This window comes from Streptomyces sp. NPDC007025, assembly GCF_042869455.1.
In the GTDB taxonomy this organism is placed as follows: domain Bacteria; phylum Actinomycetota; class Actinomycetes; order Streptomycetales; family Streptomycetaceae; genus Streptomyces.
The window spans coordinates 84,217-100,168 of the sequence record NZ_JBIAFT010000007.1; the positions used below are offsets into that span (position 1 = coordinate 84,217).

Annotated in this window: 13 protein-coding genes; 9 read left to right on the forward strand and 4 right to left on the reverse strand. The window is 72.5% G+C overall.

What is annotated here, in order from left to right; translation table 11 throughout:
• The first annotated feature begins 165 nt into the window (after positions 1–165).
• Positions 166–2,190 carry a thioredoxin domain-containing protein gene (locus tag ACFYMO_RS15380; protein ID WP_366773144.1) on the forward strand — a complete coding sequence of 675 codons (2,025 nt, stop codon included), beginning with the start codon at positions 166–168 and terminating at the stop codon, positions 2,188–2,190.
• A gap of 82 nt (positions 2,191–2,272) precedes the next feature.
• Here ACFYMO_RS15380 and ACFYMO_RS15385 read toward each other — a convergent pair whose 3' ends face one another.
• Positions 2,273–2,926, reverse strand: a complete 654-nt coding sequence (locus tag ACFYMO_RS15385; protein ID WP_366773143.1) for a TetR family transcriptional regulator — start codon at positions 2,924–2,926, stop codon at positions 2,273–2,275.
• A gap of 279 nt (positions 2,927–3,205) precedes the next feature.
• Between ACFYMO_RS15385 and ACFYMO_RS15390 the strand changes: the two genes are divergently transcribed.
• Together ACFYMO_RS15390 and ACFYMO_RS15395 are read left to right on the forward strand one after the other, a co-directional pair.
• Positions 3,206–4,417 (forward strand): pyridoxal phosphate-dependent aminotransferase, encoded by a 1,212-nt coding sequence (locus ACFYMO_RS15390; RefSeq protein ID WP_366773142.1) that lies wholly within the window; start codon positions 3,206–3,208, stop codon positions 4,415–4,417.
• 96 nt (positions 4,418–4,513) lie between these two features.
• Positions 4,514–4,927 carry a hypothetical protein gene (locus ACFYMO_RS15395; RefSeq protein WP_366773141.1) on the forward strand — a complete coding sequence of 138 codons (414 nt, stop codon included), beginning with the start codon at positions 4,514–4,516 and terminating at the stop codon, positions 4,925–4,927.
• A gap of 94 nt (positions 4,928–5,021) precedes the next feature.
• On the opposite strand, the gene ACFYMO_RS15400 is transcribed toward ACFYMO_RS15395, so the two are convergent.
• Positions 5,022–6,884, reverse strand: coding sequence for a phosphoenolpyruvate carboxykinase (GTP) (locus tag ACFYMO_RS15400; RefSeq protein ID WP_388546708.1), 1,863 nt, complete (start codon positions 6,882–6,884; stop codon positions 5,022–5,024).
• A 273-nt stretch (positions 6,885–7,157) separates the two neighbouring features.
• Between ACFYMO_RS15400 and ACFYMO_RS15405 the strand changes: the two genes are divergently transcribed.
• Both ACFYMO_RS15405 and ACFYMO_RS15410 read left to right on the forward strand, forming a co-directional pair.
• Positions 7,158–7,988 carry a hemolysin III family protein gene (locus ACFYMO_RS15405; protein WP_366773139.1) on the forward strand — a complete coding sequence of 277 codons (831 nt, stop codon included), beginning with the start codon at positions 7,158–7,160 and terminating at the stop codon, positions 7,986–7,988.
• Positions 7,989–8,050: 62 nt separating this feature from the next.
• On the forward strand, positions 8,051–8,578 hold the full coding sequence (locus ACFYMO_RS15410) for a Uma2 family endonuclease (RefSeq protein ID WP_366773157.1): 528 nt from the start codon (positions 8,051–8,053) through the stop codon (positions 8,576–8,578).
• A gap of 3 nt (positions 8,579–8,581) precedes the next feature.
• On the opposite strand, the gene ACFYMO_RS15415 is transcribed toward ACFYMO_RS15410, so the two are convergent.
• Positions 8,582–10,177, reverse strand: a complete 1,596-nt coding sequence (locus ACFYMO_RS15415) for an amidohydrolase family protein (RefSeq protein ID WP_388546711.1) — start codon at positions 10,175–10,177, stop codon at positions 8,582–8,584.
• Between the two features lie 13 nt (positions 10,178–10,190).
• On the reverse strand, positions 10,191–11,504 hold the full coding sequence (locus tag ACFYMO_RS15420) for an alanine racemase (RefSeq protein ID WP_366773137.1): 1,314 nt from the start codon (positions 11,502–11,504) through the stop codon (positions 10,191–10,193).
• Positions 11,505–11,736: 232 nt separating this feature from the next.
• Here ACFYMO_RS15420 and ACFYMO_RS15425 point away from each other — a divergent pair, with 232 nt between their 5' ends.
• The 4 genes from ACFYMO_RS15425 to ACFYMO_RS15440 all read left to right on the forward strand — a co-directional run bounded on the left by ACFYMO_RS15425 (position 11,737) and on the right by ACFYMO_RS15440 (position 15,933).
• Positions 11,737–12,912, forward strand: coding sequence for a sugar kinase (locus tag ACFYMO_RS15425; protein ID WP_388547002.1), 1,176 nt, complete (start codon positions 11,737–11,739; stop codon positions 12,910–12,912).
• Positions 12,909–13,724: an IclR family transcriptional regulator gene (locus tag ACFYMO_RS15430; RefSeq protein ID WP_366773135.1), complete on the forward strand. Its 816-nt coding sequence runs from the start codon at positions 12,909–12,911 to the stop codon at positions 13,722–13,724. The genes ACFYMO_RS15425 and ACFYMO_RS15430 overlap by 4 nt, the downstream gene beginning before the upstream one ends.
• Complete coding sequence (locus tag ACFYMO_RS15435; protein WP_360685191.1) at positions 13,721–14,134, forward strand: RidA family protein; 414 nt, start codon at positions 13,721–13,723, stop codon at positions 14,132–14,134. Before ACFYMO_RS15430 ends, ACFYMO_RS15435 begins: the two co-directional genes overlap by 4 nt.
• 284 nt (positions 14,135–14,418) lie before the next feature.
• The gene (locus tag ACFYMO_RS15440; protein ID WP_366773134.1) at positions 14,419–15,933 is read left to right on the forward strand and encodes an SLC13 family permease; all 1,515 of its coding nucleotides are present in this window, start codon (positions 14,419–14,421) and stop codon (positions 15,931–15,933) included.
• Positions 15,934–15,952 lie beyond the last annotated feature (19 nt).

A 15,952-nucleotide genomic window follows, 5' to 3' on the forward strand; every position in this document is an offset into this window, starting at 1 on the left:
TGTTCCCACGCATCCACAGACGGGCTCGAAGCCCGCCTTCCACACGATTGACCCGAGGCGAACTGGTGTCTCCATGTGAAGGCGCACGGGTGTGAATCGGTCGAGCAGCGGGTCGGCTCGCGGGCTGAGCCGTCCGGGGCGCGGCAGCGTGAGAGCCTGGGGCGTATGAACCGGTTGGCTGGCGTGACCTCGCCTTATCTGCTCCAGCACGCGGACAATCCGGTCGACTGGTGGCCCTGGTCGACGGAGGCTTTCGAAGAGGCGCGGCGCCGTGAGGTGCCCGTGCTGCTGTCGGTCGGATACGCGTCGTGCCACTGGTGCCATGTGATGGCACGGGAGAGCTTCGAGGACGAGGCGACGGCGCGGCTGATGAACGAGGGCTTCGTCAGCATCAAGGTGGACCGCGAGGAGCGCCCCGACGTGGACGCGGTCTACATGGAGGCCGTCCAGGCGGCGACCGGGCAGGGCGGCTGGCCGATGACGGTGTTCCTGACGCCGGACGCCGAACCCTTCTACTTCGGGACGTACTTCCCGCCGGAGCCGCGGCACGGCATGCCGTCCTTCCGGCAGATCCTGGAGGGCGTGCGGACCGCGTGGCAGGACCGGCACGACGAGGTGGCCGACGTCGCCTCCCGGATCAGTGCCGACCTGGCCGAACGGAGTATCCGGCTGAGCGGGGAGCCGCAGCCCCCGGGCGCCGAGGAGATGGGCGCCGCGCTGCTCGGGCTGACCAAGGACTTCGACGCGCGGTGGGGCGGGTTCGGCGGCGCGCCGAAGTTCCCGCCGCCCATGGTGCTGGAGTTCCTGCTGCGGCACCACGCCCGCACCGGCTCCGAGGGCGCGTTGCAGATGGCCTCGGCGACGTGTGAGGCGATGGCCCGGGGCGGCATCCACGACCAGCTCGGCGGCGGGTTCGCCCGCTACTCCGTGGACGCCGAGTGGGTCGTCCCGCACTTCGAGAAGATGCTGTACGACAACGCGCTGCTGTGCCGAGTCTACGCCCACCTGTGGCGGGCCACCGGTTCGGAGCAGGCCCGCGACGTGGCCCTGCGGACGGCGGACTTCCTGGTCCGTGAGCTGGGCACCGCCGAGGGCGGGTTCGCCTCGGCGCTGGACGCCGACAGCGACGACGGGCACGGCGGCCATGCCGAGGGCGCCTACTACGTGTGGACCCCGGCGCAGCTCACCGAGGTGCTGGGCGAGGCGGACGGCGAACTGGCCGCCGAGTGCTTCCACGTCACCGAGGAGGGCACCTTCGAGGGCGGCGCCTCGGTGCTGCAACTGCCCGACCGGGAGAGGCCGCTGCTGGACGCCGACCGTTTCGCGTCGGTCCGGCGCAGGCTGTTCGAGGCGCGGGCGGAACGTCCCCGGCCGGCCCGCGACGACAAGGTCGTCACGGCCTGGAACGGTCTGGCCGTCGCGGCGCTCGCCGAGACCGGGGCCTGGTTCGGCCGGCCCGACCTGGTGGAGGCCGCCGCGGGCGCCGCCGCGCTGCTCGCCGAGGTGCACACCTCCGACGCGGGCCGCCGCCTGGTGCGCACCTCGCGGGACGGGGTGCCGGGCAGCAGCGCCGGGGTGCTGGAGGACTACGGCGACGCGGCGGAGGGCTATCTGACGCTGTACGCGGTGACCGGCGAAGCGGAGTGGCTGACCCGTGCGGGCGCCCTGCTGGACACCGTGCTGGAGCGGTTCGCCGGTGCGGACGGCGCCCTCTTCGACACGGCCGACGACGCCGAGCAGTTGATCCGGCGCCCCCAGGACCCCACCGACAACGCCGTGCCCTCCGGCTGGAACGCGGCGGCCGCCGCGCTGCTCACCTACGGCGCCTACACCGGGGAGCACCGCTACCGGGAGGCCGCCGAGCGCGCCCTGGGCGTCGTACGCGAACTCGCCGCGCGGGCGCCCCGCTTCCTGGGCTGGGGGCTGGCCGCGGGCGAGGCGCTGCTGGACGGACCACGCGAGGTCGCCGTGGTGGGGGAGGAGCCGGGCGGCGCGCTGCACCGGGCCGCCCTGCTGTCCGGCGCGCCCGGCGCGGTGGTGGCGGTGGGCACGCCGGGTGCCTCCGACGTTCCGCTGCTGCGGGACCGGGGGCTTGTGGACGGAAACCCGGCCGCCTACGTGTGCCGCGGCTTCGTGTGCGCCGCACCGGTGACGGATCCTGAAGGGCTGGGCGCGGCCCTTTGCGACTAGCCTGCCGCCGGGTCGCCCGCCGCAGCCCGCCGCCGGGGCCCGGTGGCCGGGCCGCGCGGCCCGTCGGGCCCGGCTCCGCCTCTTACAGCGTCAGCCCGCGCTCCAGCACGCCGAGGGCGCGGGTGACCAGGGCGCGCAGGTCCTCCAGGGTGCCCGCCATTCCGGTGTCGGCCCAGGAGTAGAGGGCCTCGGTGAGCGCGACGAGCATGGCGCTGGTCACGATCCGCAGTTCGAGGTCGTCCTCGGCCCGTCCGGTGCGCTCGGCGAGGGAGCGGCGCAGCAGCCACGCGGTGTCGGCGGAGTGCTCGCTCATCCGGCCGCGCAGTGCGGGCACCTCGCGGATGAGGCGGATGCGCAGCATGGTGTCCTCGGCGTCGGCCCGGTAGAGGCCTGTCAGGGAGGTGCACAGGGCTTCGCGCAGGGCGGCGACGGGCGGTTCTCCGGGCGGGCGCTGCCGCAGCGCCTCCTCCAGCAGCGGGTCGTACTCGTCGGTCAGGACGATGTCTTCCTTGGTGGGGAAGTAGCGGAAGACGGTGCTGGGGGAGACGTCCGCCTCCTCGGCGATCCGGTCCACCGGCGTGGTGTCGTAGCCCTGCTCCTCGAAGAGCCGGTAGGCGGCCCGCCGGATGGCCTGGCGGGTCCGGATCTTCTTGCGTTCGCGCAGCCCCGGTCTGGCCGGAGGGGCACAGGGGTCCGCGGCGGTGTCGTCGTCGGCTTCTGCGGGTGCGGGGGCCATGGATCTCATTGTCATGCATCGCCCGCTGACAGGACCATCTCCCGGAAGCCGCCGGTGTCTTCGTCCCGGAGGACGCAGTTGTCCGCGCGGTGTCGCACCCGCCGGTATCTGCCGGCGCCGCGGTGTCCGCGCGGCACCGTGCCACCCCGACGGAACCGAGTCGTGACAGCGAATGACGATTGGCAGTTACTGTCAGTTCGAGGGGAAGGGGTGTTCGAGGGTCCCCGAGGTGAGGGAAAACATAGGGCGCCCGGTCAACACCGCCCGTAGGCTGACGTTATGCAGGTCATCCAGTCGACGAAGCTCGCCAACGTCTGTTACGAGATCCGGGGCCCGGTCCTGGAGGAGGCGACGCGGCTGGAGGCGGCAGGGCACCAGATCCTCAAGCTCAACACCGGCAACCCCGCCGCTTTCGGCTTCGACTGCCCGCCGGAGATCCTCGAGGACATGCTGCGCAACGTCGGGACGGCGCACGGCTACGGCGACGCCAAGGGCCTGCTCTCGGCGCGCCGGGCGGTGGCGCAGCACTACCAGACGCAGGGCATAGAGCTGTCCGTCGAGGACGTCTACCTGGGCAACGGGGTCTCCGAGCTCATCCAGATGTCGATGCAGGCGCTGCTGGACGACGGGGACGAGGTGCTGGTGCCCGCGCCCGACTACCCGCTGTGGACCGCGTCGGTCTCGCTGGCGGGCGGCACGGCGGTGCACTACCGCTGCGACGAGCAGTCCGACTGGATGCCCGACCTGGCGGATGTCGAGCGCAAGGTCACCGACCGCACCCGCGCGCTGGTCGTCATCAACCCGAACAACCCCACCGGCGCGGTCTACGACGAGGAGGTCCTGCGCGGCCTCACCGACATCGCCCGCCGCCACAACCTGGTGGTGTGCTCGGACGAGATCTACGACAAGATCCTCTACGACGGCGCCACCCACACCCCGACGACCCTGGTCGCACCCGACCTGATGACGCTGACCTTCAACGGTCTGTCCAAGTCCTACCGGGTCGCCGGGTACCGCAGCGGCTGGCTGGCGGTCTGCGGGCCCAAGGCGCACGCCGCGAGCTACATCGAGGGTCTGACGGTGCTGGCCAACATGCGGCTGTGTGCGAACATGCCCGCGCAGCACGCGGTCGCCGCCGCGCTGGGCGGCCGGCAGTCGATCGAGGACCTGGTGCTGCCGGGGGGCCGGCTGTGCGAGCAGCGCGACGCGGCGTACGAGCTGCTGACCGACATCCCGGGGGTCAGCTGTGTGCGGCCCAAGGGGGCGATCTACGCGTTCCCGCGGCTCGACCCCAAGGTATATAAGGTCAAGGACGACCGGCAGATGGTGATCGACCTGCTGCGCGCCGAGAAGATCATGATCGTGCACGGCACCGGGTTCAACTGGCCCGAGCCCGATCACTTCCGGATCGTCAATCTGCCGAGCGTCACGGAGCTCCGCGATGCCGTGACCAGGATCGGTCGCTTCCTGGACGGATACAGCCAGCCGTGACCGAGCGTGACCGTTCGTGGCGAGTTCGATGAACGAAGGACAAACTTAGACGCTGTCCAAGTTAGGATGGCCTTCTGGAGCATCAGGAGGCCATCCATGTACGAACCGATCCGCACCAAATCGGTCCACACCGCGGACGAGAGCACCCGGTCCGGCCTGCCGCGACGCACCCGCGAGGAGGAGCTGGACATCCGCCTCGCCGGACATCTGACCGCGCTGCTCACGGTGACGGACGAGCTGCGGGTGCTGACGCCGTCCTCCGCGCTGGACACCGCCGCCGCGCAGCTCGCCGCCCACGCGGCCCGGCTCTCCGGCGGCCGCGCCCCGCTGCGGGCCGCGCCGTCCGCCGCGCGGGCCGAGGCCGGTCATGTGGCCTCCCTGCACGCCCGGGCCGGCTCCCTGGCGGGGAACGCCCTCGCCGTCGCCACCTCCCGCGGCGACGAGGAGGTCACCGCGCTGGTGACCGAACGCCTCGCGGCCCACACCGCCGCGGAGGCCCTCCCGGTGTAGCCCGCGCCCCGGGGGCGGGGGGCCCGCCTCCCGGTACGGGTCCTGCCGGGTGGGGCGGCCGGGCGCGCCGCACCCGGCCGCCCCACCCGCGGGATCAGCCCAGGCGCTCCACCAGGGAGCGGTACTCGTCCCAGAGCGCCTTGGGGGTGTGCTCGCCGAAGGTGTTCAGGTGCTCCGGGACGAGCGCCGCCTCGTCCCGCCAGACCTCCTTGTCGACGGCGAGGACGAAGTCGAGCTCGGTGTCCGAGAGCCCGAGTCCCTCGGTGTCCAGGTCCTCCTTGTGCGGCAGGATGCCGATGGGCGTCTCGACCCCCTCGACCTCGCCGTTCAGCCGCTGGACGATCCACTTGAGCACCCGGCTGTTCTCGCCGAAGCCGGGCCAGACGAACGTGCCGTCCGCGTCCTTCTTGAACCAGTTCACGTAGTAGATCTTCGGCAGCTTGGCGGGGTCGGCGTTCTCCCCGACCTCCAGCCAGTGGGCGAAGTAGTCGCCCATGTTGTAGCCGCAGAAGGGCAGCATCGCGAACGGGTCGCGGCGCAGCTCCCCGACCTTGCCCTCGGCGGCCGCGGTCTTCTCGCTGGCGACGTTGGCGCCGAGGAAGACGCCGTGCTGCCAGTCGAAGGACTCGGTCACCAGCGGCACCGCGGTGGCCCGCCGGCCGCCGAAGAGGATCGCCGAGATCGGCACGCCGCGCGGGTCCTCCCACTCCGGGGCGATGATCGGGCACTGCCCGGCCGGGACGGTGAACCGCGCGTTGGGGTGCGCGGCGGGGGTGCCCGACTCCGGCGTCCAGTCGTTGCCCTTCCAGTCGGTGAGGTGGGCGGGCGGCTCGTCGGTCATGCCCTCCCACCACACGTCGTTGTCGTCGGTGAGCGCGACGTTGGTGAAGACCGCGTTGCCCCACAGGGTCTTCATGGCGTTCGCGTTGGTGTCCTCGCCCGTGCCGGGGGCGACGCCGAAGAAGCCGGCCTCCGGGTTGATGGCGTAGAGCCGGCCGTCCTCGCCGAACCGCATCCAGGCGATGTCGTCACCGATCGTCTCCACGGTCCAGCCGGGGACGGTGGGCTGGAGCATGGCCAGGTTGGTCTTGCCACAGGCGGACGGGAAGGCGGCGGCGACATACTTCGACTCGCCGCGCGGCGGCGTCAGCTTGAGCACCAGCATGTGCTCGGCCAGCCAGCCCTCGTCGCGCGCCATCACCGAGGCGATGCGCAGCGCGTAGCACTTCTTGCCGAGCAGCGCGTTCCCGCCGTAGCCGGAGCCGTAGGACCAGATCTCGCGGGTCTCCGGGAAGTGCGAGATGTACTTGGTCGTGTTGCACGGCCACGGCACGTCCGCCTCGTCCGGGGCCAGCGGGGCGCCCACGGTGTGCACGGCCTTGACGAAGAAGCCGTCCTCGCCCAGCTCGTCCAGCACGGGCTGTCCCATGCGGGTCATCGTGCGCATGGAGGCGGCGACGTACGCCGAGTCGGTGATCTCCACGCCGAGCGCGGAGAGCGGGGACCCCAGCGGGCCCATGCAGAACGGGACGACGTACATCGTGCGGCCGCGCATCGCACCGCGGAAGAGGCCCTGCTCCCCGGCGAAGACCTCCTTCATCTCCGCGGGGGACTTCCAGTGGTTCGTGGGGCCCGCGTCCGCCTCCTTCTCGGAGCAGATGAAGGTGCGGTCCTCGACCCGGGCGACGTCCGACGGGTCGGACGCGGCGTAGTAGGAGTTGGGGCGCTTGACCGGGTCGAGTTTCCTGAACGTGCCCTTGTCGACCAGCTCTTCGCACAGGCGCTCGTACTCGGCCTCGGAGCCGTCGCACCAGACGACGCGGTCGGGTCGGGTCAGCTCGGCGATCCCGTCGACCCAGGAGAGCAGTTCCTGGTGGCGGGTGGGGGCGTCCCCGGGTTCCGGGGCGGACGGGTCGGACGGGGTCGAGGTGAGGGGAGCCGCAGAACTGCGCGCCACGATCGCTCCAGACGTTGAGGGTTGGGTACCGACTGCCAGCGCGCCCCTTGGGGGCCGCGACCCGGATGCTTTCGTGGCAATATGACTTTCGCTCATCCGGTGCCGCTTGTGCTCATCTGATCATGCGGTGCGAAGGCTTCGTCTGTCCAGACGGGGGGCGTGTGGCCGTCGACACGTAGGGTTCTCTCCTGCCACACAGGGTCATACCGGCTGTCCGGGGGCCTCGACCTACGGAGGCGTAGGTCGTGAAGGTGTCGTGGGTACGATGTCCCGATGACTGACTCCGCGTCCCCGTCCCCGGAGCCCGCCGCTGTGATCTCCCCGCCTCCCGGCGCCTCGTCGTCCCCCGAAGCGCCCTCCGCAGCCGCCTCTTCTCCTTCTTCTTCCTCTTCCGCTCCTTCGTCCGCTGCCTCCCCCGCGCACTTCTCCGCCGCCAGGCTGTCCGCGTCGGCGCAGTCGGCGGCTCAGGTCATCAAGCCCAAGCTGCGCGGGTGGCTGCACCTGGGCATGTTCCCCGCCGTGCTGGTCTCCGGCATGTTCCTGACCGCCCTCGCCGACAGCATGCGCGGCCGGGTCGCCTGCGCCGTCTACACGCTGTCGGCCTGCCTGCTGTTCGGAGTCAGCGCGCTCTACCACCGCGGCGACTGGAGCCCCCGGGTCAACGCCGTGCTGCGGCGCCTCGACCACGCCAACATCTTCCTGATCATCGCGGGCACCTACACCCCGCTGACGATCCTGCTGCTGCCCGACGGGCGGCGCGACCTGCTGCTGTGGGGCATCTGGATAGCGGCCGGCCTCGGGATCGCCTTCCGCGTCTTCTGGGTCGGCGCACCCCGGTGGCTCTACACCCCCTGCTACATCGCCATGGGCTGGGCCGCGGTCTTCTTCCTGCCGGAGTTCATGCGGCAGGGCGGCATCGCGGTGATGGTGTGCGTCGTCGTCGGCGGCCTGCTCTACAGCGCGGGCGGCGTCATCTACGGCATCAAGCGCCCGAACCCCTCCCCCCGCTGGTTCGGCTTCCACGAGGTCTTCCACTCCTTCACCCTGGCGGCCTTCATCGTCCACTACGTGGGCATCTCGCTGGTCGCCTACCAGCACGCGTAGTCCCCACGAGGACGGCGGAGATCACGCATAATGGGCGCAGGAGGTGAGCGGCCGTGACAGTCATGGATGACCTGCTCGAACGCGGAGCCGTCCCCGAGGGCTACAAGGTCGAGATCTTCGACGGGGAAGTGATCATGACTCCGCAGAGTCCGGAGCAGGACTGGACCGTGGACGAGGTGCGTTCGGCTGTCCGGAGGGCCGCCATCTCTCGGGAGCGTGTCTTCAGTGATGTCTTGGTCAGGTTTCCCGGCGAGAACGACGCGGCGCCCGATCTCACGATCCTCGCCGAGGGGGCGGAGCGTCGGGGCAACAGCTACAACTGCGTCGAGGTCCTCGCGGTTCTCGAAGTGCCGTCCAGGCCCGACGACGGGAAAGACTACGTCCGCAACGTTGCCAAGTACGCGCGATTCGGGATCGACCTCTACCTGATCGCCGACCCCTTCAAACAGCTCTGCACGGTGATGACGGAGCCGTTCGCGACCGGGTACGGCAAAGTCAAGGAAGTCCCGTACGGAGGGCCCCTCACGCTGACACTTGTCACCGGTGAGCGGATCGAGATCGACACCTCCGACTTCCCTGTGCGGACGTAACCCTCACCCCGTCCGCCGTACCGCCCGTCCGGCGAGGACATCCGTGCGGCGGCCGTCCGCGATGACCGGCTGCCCGGCGACGAGGACGTGCGGGATGCCGGCCGGCAGGGAGCGCGGCGCCTCGAAGGTCGCCGTGGCCGCGACCGTGTCCGGGTCGAAGAGCACCAGGTCCGCCTGGTAGCCCTCCCGCACCAGCCCGCGGTCGGGCAGGCGGAGGCGGGCGGCAGGGCGGCCGGTGAGGTGGGCGACGCACTCCTCCAGCGAGAGGACGCCCAACTCGCGCACGTAGTGCCCCAGGTAGTGCGGGAAGGTGCCGTAAGCCCGAGGATGCGGCTTGGCGCCCTGCAGGATGCCGTCGCTGCCGCCGGTGTGCACCCGGTGCCGCATGATCGCCCGGACGTTCTCCTCGTGGCCGACGTGCTGCAGGATCGTCGAGCCGAGCCGGTCCTCGACCAGCAGCCGCAGCGCCGTCTCCCACGGCTCCCGGCCGTGCAGCGCGGCGGACTCGGCGACGGTGCGGCCCACGTGGTCGGCCAGCGCCGGGTTGCCGACGCCCGAGATCTCGATCGTGTCCCACTCGATCGGCACCCCGTGGCAGCCGTCGGCGCCCTCCACCTCCATCACGTGCCGGATGCGGGCCGCCGTCGCCGGGTCGGCCAGCCGAGCCGTCGTCGCCTCGGGGCCGCCCTCGTTGGCCCAGCTCGGCAGCATCGCGGCCAGCGTGGTGCAGCCGGGGGTGTAGGGGTAGGTGTCGAGTGTGATGTCGGCGCCGTCCGCGAGCGCTTCGTCGAGCAGAGCCAGCAGCTCCGGGGCCCGTCCCCGGTTGACGCCGAAGTTCATGGTGGCGTGGGCGAGGTGCAGCGCGCATCCGGCCTCGCGGGTGAGCGCCACCATCTCCGCGTACGCCTCCAGCGCGCCGGCGCCGTAGGAGCGGTGGTGCGGGCAGTAGTAGCCGCCGTGGGCCGCCACCACCCGGCACAGCTCGGTCAGCTCGGCGTCCGAGGCGTACATGCCCGGGGTGTAGGTCAGGCCGGACGACATGCCCATCGCGCCCTCCGCCATCCCCTGGGCGACCAGGCGCCGCATGGCCGCCAGTTCGTCCGCGGTGGCCGGGCGGTCCTCCCAGCCGGCGGCCAGCATCCGGACGCTGCCCTGCGGGATCAGATACGCCGCGTTGACGGCGGTGCCCTGGCGGTCGATGCGGTCCAGGTAGCCGCCGACCGTGCGCCAGTCGAAGTCGATGTCGCTGCCGTCGCCGTTCCAGCCGGTGATCGCCTCCCGGATCGCCGCGAGGGTGGTGTCGTCGGTGGGCGCGTAGGACAGCCCGTCCTGGCCGAGCACCTCCAGGGTGACCCCCTGGGCGGCCTTCGCGGTGTGCTCCGGGTCGCGCAGGATCGCCAGGTCCGAGTGTGCGTGCATGTCGATGAAGCCCGGCGCCAGCGCGAGTCCGTCGGCGTCCAGGGTGCGGGCGCCGTGCGGGCGCGGCCCGCCCTCCGGGGAGATCCGGGCGATGCGTCCCTCGCTCAGGGAGACGTCCGCGCGGTAGGAGGGGGCGCCGGAGCCGTCGATGACGCGGGCGCCGCGGATGACCGTGTCCATGGGGTCACCGGCCTCAGAAGAAGGTGCGGATCAGGTCGGTGACCGTGCCGTCGGCGTCGACGACGGGGATCGCCTGCCACTTGTCGAAGATGGTGCAGGGGTGGGACATCCCCAGGCCCACCCACTCGCCCACCTCCAGGGCTGTGCCCTCCTCGACCCGCACCCGTGCGTGCTGGTCGTTGAGTCCGGTGACGGCGAGCCCGGTGGCGGGGCGCACCGTGCCGTCGGTGCCGCGTACCGCGTGCGGCTGCGGGAGCTCCAGGTCGTAGGCGGCGTCCCGCTTGCCCGCGTTGAGGAACGCCTGCCCGGCCTCGGGCCGGGAGACGACCTGGGTCCACAGCGTGAAGGCGGCCTGGAGGGCTCCCTCGTCGGGATGCCGGTTGAACGGGGTCAGCCGGTGGTAGTGGCCGTCGTCGTGGGAGACGTAGGCACCCGAGCGCAGCAGCTTCAGCACGGGTGCGGACAGCTCGGGCAGCTCGGCGAAGGCGTCGGCGACCGCGTCGAACCAGGCGCTGCCGCCCGCGCTGACCACGATCTCCTCGGTCTCCGCGAAGTGGCCCGCCGCGTCCAGTGCCGCGGCGACCTCGGCCAGCTGCCGCAGCCAGCCGCGGACGGCGGTGAGGTCGGCGTCGGGCACCTCGCCCTCGTACCCGGCGACGCCCACCAGCCGCAGCGTCCCGGTCGCGGCCACCGCCTCGGCGACCGCGGCGCACTCGGCCCGGGTGCGGGCTCCGGTGCGCGCTCCCGCGCCGGCGCCGAGCTCGACCACCACCTCGACCGGGCGCCGGGCCCCGGCGGAGCGCAGGGCCTCGTCCATCAGCGCGACGCCCTGCGGGGAGTCGACGTAGCAGACGAGGCGGAAGTCCGGATCGGCGTCCAGTTCGGCGGCCAGCCAGCGCAGCGCCGCCGCGTCCACCAGTTCGTTGGCGAGGAAGATCCGCGGTGCTCCGTAGGCGCGGGCCACCCGCACCTGGTGCGGGACGGCCAGTGTGATGCCCCAGGCGCCGTGCTGGAGCTGGCGGGCGAAGAGCTGCGGTGCCATCGAGGTCTTGCCGTGCGGCGCGAAGGCGAGGCCGTGGCGCGCGGTGTAGTCGGCGAGCGCGGTGAGGTTGTGCTCCAGGCGCTCCGCGGAGAGGGCGAGGACCGGGGTGGTGAAGCCGCCGGTGAACAGGGAGCGGCGTTCGGCGGCCAGCTCGCCGAGGGTGCGGTCGGCGGCATTCGGGGGCAGCCCCTTGAAGCGGTGGTCGGCGGGCTCGTCGGCGAGGCGGGCGGCCGCGGTGACGGCCCGGGACGCGGTGGATCCGGGGGAGGGGACGGGGGCTGCCATGCGGTCTCCCTGTGCTCGCGGTGTTGCATATCTTGCAACGACCATTGCGTATGACGCTTGTTGCTGTCTAGCATCCCGCCGAACAGCCGGTCAATGGAGCCGAGGGTCGCACAGCCCCTCCCGCACAGCCCCTCCCGCACCGGCCCGGCCGCCCGGCGAGACCCCGCAGCGAGGAGCAGATCCCATCGTGACCACCACCGCCGACATCGACGTCGTCTGCCTGGGCGAGTCCATGGTCACGTTCCTGCCCTCCCGCCCCGGCCCGCTCGCCGACGTGCCCGCCTTCGACCGCGCGATCGGCGGCGCCGAGTCCAACGTCGCCTGCACCCTCGCCCGCGCCGGGCACCGCGCCCGCTGGGTGAGCCGGGTCGGCGCGGACGGCTTCGGCGACCATCTGGTCCGCACCATCGCCGGATACGGGGTGGACACCTCCGCCGTCGAGCGCGATCCCGAGCGGCCCACCGGCATCTACTTCCGTACCGACGGCGAACGCCCCACCGCCGCCCCGCACCCCGGCGTCCCCGACCCCGCCGCGACCGGCGCCGCCGCCCCCGCCGAGCTGTCCGAAGTGCTCTACTACCGCGCCGGGTCCGCCGCCTCCGCCATGTCCCCGGCCACCGTCCCGCCGCAGGCCGTCCGCGCCGGGCGGGTGCTGCACCTGACCGGGATCACCGCGGCCCTCTCCGCCGACTGCCTGGCCCTGCTGCGCGCCCTGACCGCGGACCGAGCCCCGGCCGCGGACCGAGCCCCGACCGCGGACCGCGCCCCGACGGCAGCGCCTGCCCCGGCCGGGGAGGGAGCCCCGAGCGGCGGGGATGCCGCGCACCGGCCGCTGGTGTCCTTCGACGTCAACTACCGCGTCGGCCTGTGGCACACCGCCGCCGAGCCCGGCGCCGAGGTGCTGCTCGAACTCGCCCGGCGCAGCGACCTCGTCTTCGTCGGCGAGGACGAGGCGGCCGCCGCATGGGGCGTCACCGGCGGACCCGGCGCGGTACGCGCACTGCTGCGCGAGCCCGCCGTGCTCGTCGTCAAGCAGGGCGCACGCGGGGCCACCGCGTTCGTCGGCGACCAACCGGGCGTCTTCGCGCCCGCGCTGGAGGTGGACGTGGTCTCCCCGGTCGGCGCCGGCGACGCCTTCGCCGCGGGCTTCCTGGCCGGGACCCTGCGCGGGCTGCCGGTACGCGACCGGGTCCGGCACGGGCACCTGATGGCCGCTGCGGCGCTCACCGACGCCGGTGACCTGGCCGCGCCGCCCGACCCCGCCGTCGCGGACCGGCTGGTGGCCCTGGACGAGGAGCGGTGGGGGAGACTGCGGCTGGGCCCCGGCTGGACGGCGAGCGGGCCCCAGTCCGCCGCCGGACGGCCCGACAGCCCCGGCGCACAGGAGCCGGAGGTGCGTTCCGCATGAGTCAGACCGTCGACCGGGCACTGAGCATTCTGCCGCTGCTCGCCGAAGGGCCCGCCAACCTGGAGCAGGTCGCCGCCCGGCTGGAGGTGCACAAGTCCACGGCACTGCGGCTGCTGCGCACCCTGCACGAGCACGGCATCGTCTACCGCCAGCCCGACCAGCGCTACCGCCTCGGCACGCGGCTGTTCGCGCTCGCCCAGCAGGCCATGGAGAACCTCGACATCCGCGAGATCGCCCACCCCTACCTGGCCGAACTCAACGCGGCCTGCGGGCACACCGTGCACCTCGCCGTCCACGAGGAGGACGAGGTCCTCTACATCGACAAGGTCGAGAGCCGCTACCCGGTGCGGATGTACTCGCGCATCGGCAAGCCCGTCGCGCCCACCGTGGCCGCCGTGGCCAAGCTGCTGCTCGCCGACCTCCCGGAGCCAGAGCGGCGCGCCGTCGCCGAACGGCTCGACTACCCCCGCTACACGCCCCGTTCGACACCCGACGCCGCCGCGTTCCTCGCGGAACTGGCCGCGGTGCGCGAACAGGGCTGGGCCACCGACCTCGGTGGCCACGAGGAGTCCATCAACTGCGTCGCGGCACCCATCCGCGGCGCCGAGGGGCGGGTCGTGGCGGCCATGTCGGTCTCCGCGCCGAACGTCGTCGTCTCCGCCGACGAACTCCTCGCCCTGCTGCCCCGCGTCCGGCGGACCGCCGAGGCCGTCAGCGCCGAGTACACGGGCCAGTCGCCCCATCTGCGGCCCCAGCCGGAGCCGCAGCACCAACCGTCCGCGCAACCGAGCAGCAAGAGAGCCGCACCATGAGCGAGAAGCTTGCCAAGACCGCCCTCACCCCGGCCACCCACACCACGCCGCCCGCGAAGTTCTCGCACGGCGTCCGCAAGGGCAACATCCTCCAGGTCGCCGGACAGGTCGGGTTCGGCCCGGCCGCCGAGGGAGCGGCCCCCACGCCCGTCGGCCCGGGGCTGCGCGAGCAGACCCTGCAGACCCTCGCCAACGTGGCGGCCGTCCTCACCGAGGGCGGCGCCGGTTGGGAGGACGCGATGATGATCCGCGTCTATCTGACGGACACCGCGCACTTCGCGGAGTTCAACGAGATCTACAACGAGTACTTCGCCTCCCTCCAGGAGGCTCCCGCGGCCCGCACCACCGTCTACGTCGGGCTGCCCGCCGGACTGCTGGTCGAGATCGACGCCCTCGCCGTCCTGGGCTGATCCCCGCCGCGCAGGGCCCCACCCCCCACCCCGGCGCCTTCCGCTCTCTTCCCCGCTTCCCTTGCCCTTCTCCTCCCCGTTCCGGGGGCCGTGTGCCTCCGGTTCCCCCGCGCCGCCCGCTCGTCCCGCACCCCACCGGTCACCCCCGCCCCGCCCCGGCAGCTCCGGGCCGCGGGCGGGCGGTCCGGCGTACCTGCGGGGACGGGAAGCGGGCCCCGCGACCGCACCGCAGCGGTCCGGGCCGGCGCGGAGTCCCCCTCCCAGTACCGGACAACGGAGTTCCCATGCTGCTCGCCGGAGAGGCAGCGCCGCACACGGGCGGCCTGCTCGCGCTCATACCCGGGACCGGGGGCCTGCTCACCGTGGCGGCCCTCGGCATCGTCCTGCTGCTCGTACTGATCATCAAGGTCCGCCTCCAGCCGTTCGTCGCGCTGCTCGCCGTCTCCATCGCGGTGGGGCTGGGTGCGGGCCTGTCCGTCACCGAACTCTTCGGCACCGTCCAGAAGTCCGACGCCGTCTCGATGATCGAATCGGGGATGGGCGGCATCCTCGGACACGTCGCGATCATCATCGGCCTCGGCACCATGCTGGGGGCGATCCTGGAGGTCAGCGGTGGCGCCGAAGCGCTCTCGGCGCGGCTGCTGGGCCTGTTCGGGGAGCGGCGCGGGCCGCTCGCCATGGGGCTGACCGGCCTGATCTTCGGTATCCCCGTCTTCTTCGACGTCGGCATCTTCGTGCTGGCGCCCATCGTCTACGCGGCGGCGAAGCGCAGCGGCAAGTCGATCCTCCTCTACTGCATGCCGATGCTCGCCGGGCTGTCCATGACGCACGCGTTCCTGCCGCCGCACCCCGGCCCGGTGGCCGCGGCCGGGCTGCTGGACGTGGAGCTGGGCTGGATCATCCTGATGGGCGTCGTCTGCGGCGTTCCCGCCGTGCTCGCCGCCTGGGCGTATGCGGCCTGGATCGGCAACCGGATCTTCGTCGCGGTACCGCAGGACATGCTGGAGGCCGCCGAGGAGGCCAAGCGCGCCGTCGCGGCGGAGAAGCGGGCCTCCGGCACCGGCTCCGGCTCCGGCACCGGCGGCACCGGGTCCGCTGCGGCCGGGGAGGCAGCGGCGGCAGCGGAGCAGCCCGTCGCACTCGGGACCGTGCTGGCCATCATCGGGACGCCGTTGGTCCTCATCCTGGCGGCGACTTTCTCCTCGCTCGCGCTCGACCCCTCGACGCTCCGCTCGGTCATCGAGTTCGTCGGGCACCCCTTCGTGGCGCTGACCGTAGCCCTGCTGATGGCCTACTACCTGCTGGGGCTGCGCCGTGGCTGGAGCCGCAGGTCGCTGGAGTCGGTCTCCACCGCCTCGCTCAAGCCGGTCGGCAACATCCTGCTGGTGGTCGGCGCGGGCGGCGTCTTCGGCGCCGTCCTGCAGGGGTCGGGCGTCGCGCAGGCCCTCGCGGACGTGTTCGGGGACGCGGGGCTGCCGGTGATCGTGCTGGCCTACCTGATCTCCCTGGTGCTGCGGGTGGCACAGGGCTCGGCGACGGTCGCCATCGTCACCACTGCGGGCATCGTGGCACCGCTGCTGGCGCAGAGCGACCCCTCGCAGGCGCACCTGGCGCTGGTCATCATGGCGATCTCGGCGGGGTCCATCTTCGCCTCGCACGTCAACGACGGCGGGTTCTGGATGGTCTCGAAGTACTTCGGCATCTCCGAGCGGGACACCCTCGCCTCGTGGACGGTGCTGGAGTCGGTGCTGTCGGTCGCCGGGTTCGTGGTGGCGGCGCTGGTCAGCATCGTCGTCTAGCCCGTGTCCGGCAGCGGCC